This is a genomic window from Porticoccus sp. (assembly GCF_041592135.1).
GTDB lineage: Bacteria > Pseudomonadota > Gammaproteobacteria > Pseudomonadales > Porticoccaceae > Porticoccus.
In genome coordinates this window covers 1-12,104 of sequence record NZ_JBFHQR010000066.1, presented here as the reverse complement: position 1 = coordinate 12,104, position 12,104 = coordinate 1, and the positions used below count along the sequence as shown (strand labels likewise).

Sequence of the window (12,104 nt, the reverse complement as noted above, 5' to 3'; positions counted from 1 at the left end):
CGGCCGCCAAAGAGGCCCGCCAGAGCGATGAAAAGGGGGCCCATTGAGCCCCCTTCCAGCTTAAAAAGATAGCGCTTTATTCAATAATTTTCGCGACCACGCCAGCGCCCACGGTGCGACCGCCTTCGCGGATCGCAAAGCGCAGCCCCTCCTCCATCGCAATCGGCGCAATCAGGGTCACTTCCATCTGCACGTTGTCACCCGGCATCACCATCTCAACCCCTTCCGCCAGCTCACAGGCGCCAGTCACGTCGGTGGTGCGGAAGTAAAACTGCGGGCGGTAGCCATTAAAAAACGGCGTGTGGCGTCCGCCTTCATCTTTGGACAGCACATAGATCTCCGCCTCGAACTTGGTGTGGGGCTTGATGCTGCCCGGCTTACACAGAACCTGTCCACGCTCTACGTCGTCGCGCTTGGTGCCGCGCAGCAGTACGCCCACGTTCTCACCAGCACGGCCTTCGTCCAGCAGCTTGCGGAACATTTCCACACCGGTACAGGTGGTGGTCTGGGTATCGCGAATACCCACAATCTCAATGGACTCGCCCACTTTGACAATGCCACGCTCTACACGACCGGTTACTACGGTACCGCGACCAGAGATGGAGAACACGTCTTCGATCGGCATCAGGAACGGCAGGTCGATGGCGCGCTCCGGCTCCGGAATGTATTCGTCCAGGGTTTCCACCAGTTTCTTCACCGCCGTGGTACCCATTTCGTTGTCATCTTCGCCGTTCAGCGCCATCAGCGCGGAACCGACAATGATCGGGGTATCGTCACCCGGAAAGTCGTACTGATCCAGAAGTTCGCGAACCTCCATTTCGACCAGCTCCAACAGCTCTGCGTCATCGACCATATCCGCCTTGTTCATGAACACCACGATATAGGGAACCCCTACCTGGCGGGACAACAGGATATGCTCGCGGGTTTGCGGCATCGGGCCGTCCGCGGCGGAGCACACCAGAATAGCACCGTCCATCTGGGCGGCACCGGTGATCATGTTTTTGACGTAGTCGGCGTGGCCGGGGCAGTCGACGTGGGCGTAGTGTCGGACCGGTGAATCATATTCCACGTGGGAGGTGGCGATGGTAATGCCGCGCTCGCGCTCCTCCGGTGCATTGTCGATACCGTCAAAGGCTACCGCACTGCCGCCCCAGGTTTCCGCACACACGCGGGTCAGCGCCGCGGTCAGCGTGGTTTTGCCGTGGTCAACGTGACCGATGGTGCCCACGTTGACGTGGGGTTTGTTCCGTTCAAACTTTTCTTTTGCCACTGGGATGCCCCTAAACGTAAAGGTTGGTTAAGCTCGCTGGCCACCACTTTCCCGCATCGCCAGGAACCTGCCAGCAAAATTCGCACAGCGGGCAATCTTATACGGCATTTTGTCGCTGTCAACGCTCGCTCGCGCCATTAGCGGGCAAAATTTTTGTCTTTTTCTACCCGCTCGCGACTTTCCCTCTCATATTTCTCTTTATTTCGGTATAATCGCGCGCGTTTTATAGGCCCATTGATATCGAGCATTAAAATGACTGACTTATCCCAATACAGAAACATCGGCATCTTCGCCCACGTAGATGCGGGCAAGACCACGACCACAGAACGTATTCTCAAACTGACCGGCAAAATCCATAAGACCGGAGAGGTTCATGATGGCGCCGCCACTACCGACTTCATGGCGCAGGAACAGGAACGCGGTATTACCATTCAATCCGCGGCGACTACCTGCTTCTGGAAAGACCATCGCTTCAACATCATCGACACCCCCGGGCACGTCGACTTTACCGTTGAGGTTTACCGCTCACTGAAAGTACTGGATGGCGGCGTCGGCGTATTCTGTGGCTCCGGCGGTGTAGAGCCCCAGTCCGAAACCAACTGGCGCTATGCCAACGAATCCGAAGTCGCCCGGATCATCTTCGTCAACAAACTGGACCGCATGGGCGCCGATTTCCTGCGCGTCGTCGGTCAGATCAAAAAGGTTCTGGGCGCCAATCCGCTGGTGATGACCCTGCCCATCGGTCGCGAAGACGAATTCAAAGGCGTAGTCGACGTCCTCACCAAGAAAGCCTATATCTGGGACGATACCGGCCTGCCGGAAAACTACGAAGTGACGGATGTCCCCGCGGACATGGTTGACGAAGTCGAGCAGTATCACCAGGAACTGGTGGAGACGGCAGTCGAGCAGGACGATGACCTGATGATGGCCTACATGGAAGGTGAAGAACCCTCCATCGAAGACCTCAAGCGCTGCATCCGCAAAGGCACTATCAAGCTGGACTTCTTCCCCACTCTTTGCGGCTCCGCCTTCAAGAATAAGGGCATGCAATTGGTGCTGGACGCCGTGGTTGACTACCTGCCCAGCCCCACCGAAGTTGACCCGCAGGATCTGACCGACGAAGAGGGCAACCCCACTGGCGAAAAAGCCATTGTGTCTATCGAAGAGCCCTTCCGCGCGCTGGCCTTCAAAATTATGGATGACCGCTTTGGTGCACTGACCTTTGTTCGCATCTATTCCGGTGTGCTGGAAAAGGGCATGACCGTGCTTAACTCAGCCACTGGCAAAACCGAGCGTATCGGCCGCATGGTGGAAATGCACGCCAATGACCGCAACGAGCTTGAGCGCGCCCAGGCAGGTGACATTATCGCCGTAATCGGCATGAAAAATGTCAAGACCGGCCACACCCTTTGCGATACCGACCACCCTTGCACACTGGAAGCCATGGTGTTCCCGGAGCCGGTGATTTCCATTGCCGTCAAGCCCAAGGAAAAGGCCGGCGCCGAGAAAATGGGTATCGCCATCGGCAAGTTGGTGGCCGAAGACCCCTCGTTCCAGGTGGAAACCGACGAAGACTCCGGCGAGACCATTCTCAAGGGCATGGGCGAACTGCACCTGGACATCAAGGTGGATATCCTCAAGCGCACCTACGGGGTGGAGCTTATCGTGGGCAAACCACAGGTGGCCTATCGCGAAACGATCACCCAGCCGATCGAAGACAGCTACACCCACAAGAAACAGTCCGGCGGCTCCGGTCAGTACGGCAAGATCGACTACCGCATCCGCCCCGGCGAAGTGGGCTCCGGCTTCACCTTCACCTCCTCCGTGGTGGGCGGCAATGTGCCGAAGGAATTCTTCCCCGCCATCGAAAAGGGCTTCAAGTCGATGATGATGGAAGGCCCGCTGGCCGGCTACCCGATGCTCGACGTCGAAGTGGATCTGTTCGACGGCGCCTTCCACGCCGTGGACTCCTCGGCCATCGCCTTCGAAATTGCCGCCAAGGGCGCCTACCGACAATCCATGCCGAAAGCGGGCCCGCAGTTGCTGGAACCGATCATGAAAGTGGACGTATTCACCCCCGAAGACCACGTGGGTGACGTGATCGGCGACCTCAACCGCCGTCGCGGCATGATCAAGGACCAGGAGCCCGGTGCCACCGGTGTTCGCGTCAAGGCCGACGTGCCGCTGTCAGAAATGTTCGGTTACATCGGCCACCTGCGCACCATGACATCTGGCCGCGGTCAGTTCTCCATGGAGTTCTCGCACTACCTGCCCTGCCCCCAGCAAATTGCTGAAAAGGTCATCGCGGAGGCGAAAGCCAGGAAAGAAGAAGCCAAGAAATAATTCTCGGCAACTTCCCATTAAAAAGCCCGGTAAGCAATTACCGGGCTTCTTTTGTTCCCTGTTATAAAGAACACCAGCCACAAAAAAGGCCGCTCCGAAGAGCGGCCTTTTTCATGGCGATAACGCAATCACGATTTACTCGATGATTTTGGCTACCACGCCAGCGCCCACGGTGCGGCCGCCTTCGCGGATCGCAAAGCGCAGACCCTCTTCCATCGCAATCGGCGCAATCAACGTCACTTCCATCTGCACGTTGTCACCCGGCATCACCATCTCAACCCCTTCCGGCAGCTCACAGGCGCCAGTGACGTCGGTGGTGCGGAAGTAGAACTGCGGACGATAGCCCTTGAAGAACGGCGTGTGACGACCACCTTCATCTTTGGACAGCACGTAAACTTCAGCTTCGAACTTGGTGTGCGGCTTGATGGAGCCCGGCTTACACAGCACCTGGCCGCGCTCGACGTCGTCGCGCTTGGTGCCGCGCAGCAGTACGCCCACGTTCTCACCGGCGCGGCCTTCGTCCAGCAGCTTGCGGAACATTTCCACACCGGTACAGGTGGTGGTCTGGGTATCGCGAATACCGACAATCTCAATGGACTCGCCCACTTTGACGATGCCGCGCTCCACACGACCGGTTACTACGGTACCGCGACCAGAGATGGAGAACACGTCTTCGATCGGCATCAGGAACGGCAGGTCGATGGCGCGCTCCGGCTCAGGGATATAAGAATCCAGCGCTTCTACCAGCTTGCGCACGGCAGTGGTGCCCAGCTCATTATCATCTTGGCCATTCAGCGCCATCAGGGCGGAACCGGCGATGATGGGGGTATCGTCACCCGGGAAGTCGTAGGTATCCAGCAGCTCACGCAGCTCCATTTCCACCAGTTCGATCATCTCGTTGTATTCTTCTGAACCCACACCGCCGCAGTCTTCAGCCAGCAGGTCTGCTTTGTTCAGGAAGACCACAACAAAAGGAACGCCAACCTGGCGAGACAGCAGGATGTGCTCGCGGGTTTGCGGCATCGGGCCATCCGTCGCACCACAGACCAGGATCGCGCCGTCCATCTGGGCAGCACCGGTGATCATGTTTTTCACATAGTCGGCGTGGCCGGGGCAGTCAACGTGGGCGTAGTGACGGGTCGGGGAATCGTATTCCACGTGGGAGGTAGCGATGGTAATACCACGCTCACGCTCTTCCGGGGCATTGTCGATACCGTCAAAGGCTACCGCACTGCCGCCCCAGGTCTCCGCACACACGCGGGTCAGCGCCGCAGTCAGTGTGGTTTTACCGTGGTCAACGTGACCAATGGTACCCACGTTGACGTGGGGCTTCTTACGTTCAAACTTTTCTTTTGCCATGTCCAGATCCTCTCAAAGATAAGCTTTTAAAAATTCGGAATATCAACGCATGTTCTTGGCGACAATTTCATCCGCGATATTGCGCGGCGCCTCAGAATATTTCTCAAATTCCATGGTGAAGGTCGCGCGCCCCTGGGTGGCGGAGCGCAGGTCGGTGGCATAACCAAACATTTCCGCCAGAGGCACCTCGGCATTGATTACTTTGCCGGAAACACTTTCATCCATACCCAGAATCATGCCGCGGCGACGGTTCAGGTCGCCCACCACATCACCCATATTTTCTTCCGGGGTAACCACTTCCACCTTCATCAGGGGTTCAAGCAGTACGGCACCACCCTTATTGGCCAATTGCTTGGTGGCCATGGAGGCGGCAATCTTGAAGGCCATTTCCGATGAATCCACATCGTGGTACGAGCCGTCGAAAGCCGTTGCCTTCAAGCCGAGCAGCGGGTAGCCCGCCAGCACGCCATTCTGCATCTGCTCTTCAATACCCTTGGCCACTGCCGGAATATATTCTTTGGGCACGGTGCCGCCAACGATTTCATTGACAAACTCCAGCCCCTCGGCGTTCTCGTCCTGGCCCGGCTCAAACCTGATCCAGATGTGACCATACTGGCCGCGACCGCCGGATTGGCGCACAAACTTGCCTTCAATTTCACAGGTGTTGCGAATCGCTTCGCGATAGGCCACCTGCGGCTTGCCGATATTGGCCTCGACACTGAATTCCCGGCGCATGCGCTCAACCAGAATATCCAGATGCAGCTCGCCCATGCCGGAAATAATGGTCTGACCGCTTTCCTCGTCCGTCCGCACCCGGAAAGAAGGGTCTTCCTGCGCCAGTTTGCCGAGGGCAATACCCATTTTTTCCTGGTCGACCTTGGATCTCGGCTCCACGGCCACGGAGATCACCGGTTCGGGGAACTCCATGCGCTCCAGGGTAATCACCTTATTGATGTCACAGAGGGTATCCCCGGTGGTGACATCCTTCAGGCCAATCCCCGCTGCGATGTCGCCTGCCAGCACTTCCTTGATTTCTTCCCGGTTGTTGGCGTGCATCTGCACCATGCGACCAATGCGTTCTTTCTTGCCCTTGACGGGGTTGTAGACCATATCGCCGGAATTCAGGGTACCGGAATACACCCGGAAGAAGGTCAGCGTGCCCACGAAGGGGTCCGTGGCAATCTTGAAGGCCAGCGCCGCAAAAGGTGCGGCGTCGTCGGCCGCCCGGGTGTCGTGTGTTTCACCGTCGGCGAGGACCCCGTCGATCGCCTTCACCTCGGTGGGGGCCGGCAGGTATTCAATGACGGCGTCGAGCACCGCCTGCACGCCCTTGTTCTTGAAGGCGGAGCCACCCAGTACGGGAACAATTTCATTGGCCAGGGTGCGCAAGCGCAGCCCCTGCTTGATTTCGTCCTCGCTCAGTTCGCCGTCCTCGAGGTACTTGTCCATCAATTCCTCGTTGGCTTCCGCTGCCGCCTCGACCATGAACTCGCGCATCTCTTCGCACTGATCGACAAGGTCTTCCGGAATCTCGGCATACTCGAAGGTCATCCCCTGGTCTGCCTCATTCCACAGGATGGCCTTCATCTTCACCAGATCGACCACGCCCCGGAAGTGTTCCTCCGAGCCAATGGTCATCTGCAGCGGCACCGGGCTGGCACCCAGGCGCTTTTTCAGCTGCTCGACCACTTTCATGAAATCGGCGCCGGCGCGGTCCATCTTGTTGACGAACACCAGGCGCGGCACATGGTACTTGTTGGCCTGCCGCCACACCGTTTCGGTCTGTGGCTGCACCCCTGAAGAACCACACAGGACCACCACGGCCCCATCGAGGACGCGCAGGGAGCGCTCCACCTCAATGGTGAAGTCCACGTGTCCGGGAGTATCGATAATATTGATGCGATGCTGGGGGAATTGCTGCTGCATGCCCGACCAGAAACAGGTGGTCGCAGCCGAGGTGATGGTGATGCCTCGCTCCTGCTCCTGCTCCATCCAGTCCATGGTGGCCGCGCCGTCGTGCACCTCACCAATCTTGTGGGAAAGGCCGGTGTAGAACAGTACGCGCTCGGTAGTGGTAGTCTTACCCGCATCCACATGAGCACAGATGCCAATATTGCGGTAACGGGCAATAGGTGTCTTACGCGCCACAAGTCTTTCCCCCACAGCAATTCATCTTTAAAACCACAAAAGGGTAGCTGCAGACAGCTACCCTTCTGGGAATCGTTAAGGTTCCGATAGCGAAATCAGAATCGGAAGTGTGAGAACGCCTTGTTGGCTTCCGCCATACGGTGGACGTCTTCACGTTTCTTCACTGCCCCACCCTTGTTTTGGTAGGCGTCAATGATTTCACCTGCCAGACGCTGGGACATGGATTTCTCACCGCGGTTGCGCGCGTAATCCACCATCCAGCGCATCGCCAGCGCGGCGCGGCGTGAGGGGCGAACCTCTACCGGCACCTGATAGGTGGCACCACCGACGCGGCGGGATTTTACTTCCACCATCGGGGCGATGTTATCCAGCGCTGTTTCAAACGCAGCGACCGGATTTTCCTTGAGGCGGGATTCAACCAGGTTAAGGGCACCGTAAACGATGCGCTCGGCGACGGATTTTTTACCGCTCACCATCACGTGGTTCATAAATTTTGCCAGCGTGACATTGCCAAATTTTGGATCTGGCAGAATTTCGCGCTTAGCGACAACTCTTCTTCTAGGCATAATCTTGCTCTTCTCTTCAGGGTTGTCCGGGATTGATCACACTGCGGCTAGCGCACCCGGCCTTACTCGGTTCTGACCGACACAAAGTGGTCCCTTATTTGGGACGCTTGGCTCCATACTTGGAACGACGCTGTCTGCGCTTGTTCACGCCGGCGGTATCCAGGCTGCCGCGCACGGTGTGATAACGCACACCCGGCAAATCCTTAACACGACCACCGCGAATCAGTACCACACTGTGTTCCTGCAGGTTGTGACCCTCACCACCGATATACGAGGTAACCTCGTAACCGTTGGTCAAACGAACACGACACACTTTACGCAGTGCGGAGTTCGGCTTCTTCGGAGTGGTGGTGTACACACGGGTACAAACACCACGACGCTGAGGACAAGACTGCAGAGCGGGCACATCGCTCTTAACAACTTTGCGTTTTCTCGGCTTACGAACCAACTGGTTGATCGTTGCCATTCAATAACTCCAGATTAAAAAAACGCCTTCCCATTGAAGGCTCCAATAAAAGAGACCCGCGCAGGCGGACCCCACTTTAGGGAGGCGGCATTCTAAAGATAGCGCCACCTTGAGTCAAGCGGCCCAAAACGGGCCGCCGTGCTCTTTTTATTACTCGTCGCCAGAGTTCAGCGCTTCGCTCAATGCCGCTTCGATATCCAGTGCACTGACACTGGTCTCCGCCACCGCTTCGCGCGCCTTGCGACGCTGGCTGTGATAGGTCAAGCCAGTACCCGCCGGAATCAAACGACCAACCACCACGTTTTCCTTCAGGCCGCGGAGGCTGTCGGACTTACCGGTTACCGAGGCTTCGGTCAGCACCCGGGTGGTCTCCTGGAAGGAGGCCGCGGAGACAAAGCTGTCGGTGGCCAGTGAAGCCTTGGTGATACCCAGCAACAGACGCTCGAACTTGGCCGGGGTTTTCCCTTCCTTGTAGAGCGCTTCGTTTTCTTCCAGAACGCGGTTGTATTCCACCTGTTCGCCCTTCACAAAGGAGGATTCACCCATATCGATGATCTCAACTTTGCGCAGCATCTGGCGGCAGATAACCTCGATGTGTTTATCGTTGATCTTCACACCCTGCAGGCGATAGACGTCCTGGATCTCGTTGACGATGTACTTGGCCAGTGAATCCACACCCTGCAGACGCAGGATATCGTGGGGGTTGGCCGGACCGTCGGCAATCACTTCACCCTTCTCGACATGTTCACCTTCGAACACGCCCAGCTGACGCCATTTGGGGATCAGGTCTTCGTACTGTTCGTTGCCATCGTTAGGTGTAATCACCAAACGGCGCTTGCCCTTGGTTTCCTTGCCGAAGCTGACGGCACCGGTAATTTCCGCCAGGATTGCCGGATCTTTCGGTCGACGCGCCTCAAACAGGTCGGCGACCCGCGGCAGACCACCGGTGATGTCCCGGGTCTTGGAACCTTCCTGGGGAATACGGGCAATTACGTCACCCGCACCGACCCGGTCGCCATTGTTGATACTCAGAATGGCATTGGTAGGCAACATATAGTGGGCCGGCACCGTAGAACTCGGGAAAGTCTGCTCTTTGCCCTTGTCATCCAGCAGGGTCACCATCGGCTTCAATTCCTTACCAGCGGAGGGCCGCTCGTTGGGATCGAGCACCGAAATGCTGGACAGACCGGTCAGCTCATCCGTCTGCATCCGGGTACTGAGGCCTTCTTCCATGCCAGAGAAGGCGATTTGACCGGCCACCTCGGTAATGATCGGGTGGGTGTGCGGATCCCAGTTGGCGACCACGTCGCCCGCCTGAACCTTGGCACCTTCCTTGACTTTGATAGTGGCACCGTAGGGCAGTTTGTAGCGTTCGCGCTCGCGACCGTTCTCGTCTGCCAGGGCCAACTCGCCGGAGCGGGATACCGCCACCAACTCGCCGTTTTGACGCTCGACCACCTTGATGTTGACCAGCCGCACCGTGCCGCTCATCTTCACCTGGATACTGTCCACGGCAGAGGCACGGGATGCCGCACCGCCGATGTGGAAGGTCCGCATGGTCAGCTGGGTTCCCGGCTCACCGATGGACTGGGCTGCGATCACGCCGATGGCTTCACCTGCATTGACCATATGGCCGCGGGCCAGGTCGCGACCGTAGCACTCGGAACAGATACCAAAGCGGGTTTCACAGGTGATCGGCGAGCGGACGATCAGCTCATCAATACCCATGGCTTCAATGCGCTCGACCCACTTCTCATCGATCATGGTGCCGGCTTCCACGGCGATGTCCTTGCCACCGGGCTGAATCACATCGGCAGCCACCACACGACCGAGGATGCGGTCACCCAGGGATTCGATGATGTCACCACCTTCGATAACCGGGGTCATCAGCAGACCTTGGTCGGTGCCACAATCCTGTTCGACCACCACCAGATCCTGGGACACATCCACCAGACGGCGGGTCAGGTAACCGGAGTTGGCCGTTTTCAGTGCGGTATCCGCCAGACCTTTGCGCGCACCGTGGGTGGAGATGAAGTACTGGAGTACGTTCAAACCTTCACGGAAGTTTGCGGTAATCGGCGTCTCAATAATGGAGCCATCCGGACGCGCCATCAGGCCGCGCATACCGGCCAGCTGACGAATCTGTGCAGGAGAACCCCGCGCACCAGAGTCGGCCATAATAAAGACGGAGTTAAATGAGGGTTGATTCTCTTCTTCACCATCACTATTAATCACTGGCTCGGTACTGATCACCTCCATCATGGCCTTAGCCACCTGGTCGTTGGCACGGGACCAGATATCGATCACCTTGTTGTATTTCTCACCCTGGGTAACCAGGCCGGAGGCAAACTGGCTCTCGATTTCCATCACCTCGGCTTCGGCGCGGGAAATAATCTCCGCCTTGGCCTCGGGAATGGTGAAATCGTTGACACCAATGGACACGCCGGACTTCGTGGAGAAATCAAAACCGGTATACATCAATTGGTCGGCAAAAATCACGGTCGCCTTCAAGCCGACATCGCGATAACAGCGGTTGATGATGCGGGAGATGGCTTTCTTGGTCATCGGCTGGTTGACCAGCTCGAAGGGCAAACCCTCCGGCACGATTTCCCACAACAGGGCACGCCCCACAGTGGTGTCCACCAGGAAGGTGCGATCGAGGCGCTCGCCCTCTTCATTGAAGGTCACTTCGCGGATGCGCACCTTGGCCTTGGACTGCAGGTGTGCCTGTTTGCCGAAGTAGGCGCGGGACACCTCCTGCAAGTTGGCGTAGACACGGCCCTCGCCCTGGGCATTGACGCGATCGCGGGTCATGTAATAGAGCCCCAGTACCACGTCCTGGGACGGTACGATGATCGGTTCGCCGTTGGCGGGAGAGAGGATGTTGTTGGTGGACATCATCAGCGCCCGGGACTCGAGCTGGGCCTCCAGGGTCAGCGGTACGTGTACCGCCATCTGGTCGCCGTCGAAGTCCGCGTTATAGGCCGCACACACCAACGGGTGCAGCTGGATCGCCTTGCCTTCAATCAGCACCGGCTCGAACGCCTGGATACCCAAACGGTGCAGGGTCGGTGCACGGTTCAACAGCACCGGGTGTTCGCGAATCACATCATCCAGGATATCCCAGACGACGGGTTCTTCGCGTTCCACCATTTTCTTGGCCGCCTTGATGGTAGTCGCCAGACCGCGCAGCTCCAGCTTGGAGAAGATGAACGGCTTGAACAGCTCCAGCGCCATACGTTTGGGCAGACCGCACTGGTGCAGGCGCAGGGTCGGACCCACCACGATCACGGAACGACCGGAGTAGTCGACGCGCTTGCCGAGCAGGTTTTGGCGGAAGCGACCCTGTTTACCCTTGATCATATCGGCCAGGGATTTCAGCGGACGCTTGTTGGAGCCGGTAATGGCCCGGCCGCGGCGGCCGTTATCCAGCAGCGCATCCACCGATTCCTGCAACATGCGCTTCTCGTTGCGCACGATAATGTCGGGCGCATTCAGCTCCAGCAGACGCTTCAGGCGGTTGTTGCGGTTGATCACCCGGCGATACAGATCGTTCAGGTCGGAGGTGGCGAAACGGCCGCCATCCAGAGGCACCAGCGGACGCAGGTCCGGCGGCAACACCGGCAACGCCTCCAGCACCATCCACTCCGGCTTGTTGCCAGAGTTGAGGAAGGCTTCCAGCAATTTCAGCCGCTTGGACAGTTTTTTGATCTTGGTCTCGGAACGGGTGTTGGGAATTTCTTCCCGAATGGTCGCGATCTCGTGTTCCAAGTCCAGGCTCTTCATCAGCTTCTGGATACCCTCGGCACCCATCATCGCTTCAAAATCGTCACCGAAGTCTTCCATCGCCTGGAAGTATTCGTCATCGTTCAACAGCTGACCGCGCTCCAGTGTGGTCATACCGGGGTCGGTCACCACAAAGGATTCAAAGTACAGCACGCGCTCGATCTCG

7 protein-coding genes are annotated in these 12,104 nt (G+C 57.8%); 1 reads left to right on the top strand and 6 read right to left on the bottom strand.

Annotated elements, in window-relative coordinates:
- Positions 1-76: 76 nt before the first annotated feature.
- Positions 77-1,270, bottom strand: a complete 1,194-nt coding sequence (gene tuf, locus ABY948_RS07420; protein WP_461481890.1) for an elongation factor Tu — start codon at positions 1,268-1,270, stop codon at positions 77-79.
- Between the two features lie 252 nt (positions 1,271-1,522).
- Here tuf (ABY948_RS07420) and fusA (ABY948_RS07415) point away from each other — a divergent pair, with 252 nt between their 5' ends.
- On the top strand, positions 1,523-3,613 hold the full coding sequence (fusA, locus tag ABY948_RS07415; RefSeq protein ID WP_461481889.1) for an elongation factor G: 2,091 nt from the start codon (positions 1,523-1,525) through the stop codon (positions 3,611-3,613).
- Positions 3,614-3,748: 135 nt separating this feature from the next.
- On the opposite strand, the gene tuf (ABY948_RS07410) is transcribed toward fusA (ABY948_RS07415), so the two are convergent.
- The 5 genes from tuf (ABY948_RS07410) to rpoC form a co-directional block, all read right to left on the bottom strand.
- Positions 3,749-4,972, bottom strand: coding sequence for an elongation factor Tu (tuf, locus tag ABY948_RS07410; protein ID WP_461481888.1), 1,224 nt, complete (start codon positions 4,970-4,972; stop codon positions 3,749-3,751).
- 42 nt (positions 4,973-5,014) lie between these two features.
- Positions 5,015-7,120 carry an elongation factor G gene (fusA, locus tag ABY948_RS07405; RefSeq protein WP_461481887.1) on the bottom strand — a complete coding sequence of 702 codons (2,106 nt, stop codon included), beginning with the start codon at positions 7,118-7,120 and terminating at the stop codon, positions 5,015-5,017.
- Between the two features lie 95 nt (positions 7,121-7,215).
- Positions 7,216-7,686 carry a 30S ribosomal protein S7 gene (rpsG, locus tag ABY948_RS07400; RefSeq protein ID WP_461481886.1) on the bottom strand — a complete coding sequence of 157 codons (471 nt, stop codon included), beginning with the start codon at positions 7,684-7,686 and terminating at the stop codon, positions 7,216-7,218.
- Positions 7,687-7,780: 94 nt separating this feature from the next.
- The gene (gene rpsL / locus ABY948_RS07395; protein WP_461481885.1) at positions 7,781-8,152 is read right to left on the bottom strand and encodes a 30S ribosomal protein S12; all 372 of its coding nucleotides are present in this window, start codon (positions 8,150-8,152) and stop codon (positions 7,781-7,783) included.
- A gap of 150 nt (positions 8,153-8,302) precedes the next feature.
- Positions 8,303-12,104: DNA-directed RNA polymerase subunit beta' (rpoC, locus tag ABY948_RS07390; protein WP_461481884.1), on the bottom strand; the 3,802-nt coding region annotated here is incomplete at its 5' end.

What these genes read in the sequence shown, in the direction of transcription:
- rpsG (WP_461481886.1), bottom strand. Translation starts at nt 7,686, where the DNA reads ATGCCTAGAAGAAGAGTTGTCGCTAAGCGCGAAATTCTGCCAGATCCA.
- fusA (WP_461481889.1), top strand. Translation starts at nt 1,523, where the DNA reads ATGACTGACTTATCCCAATACAGAAACATCGGCATCTTCGCCCACGTA.
- rpsL (WP_461481885.1), bottom strand. Translation starts at nt 8,152, where the DNA reads ATGGCAACGATCAACCAGTTGGTTCGTAAGCCGAGAAAACGCAAAGTT.
- tuf (WP_461481888.1), bottom strand. Translation starts at nt 4,972, where the DNA reads ATGGCAAAAGAAAAGTTTGAACGTAAGAAGCCCCACGTCAACGTGGGT.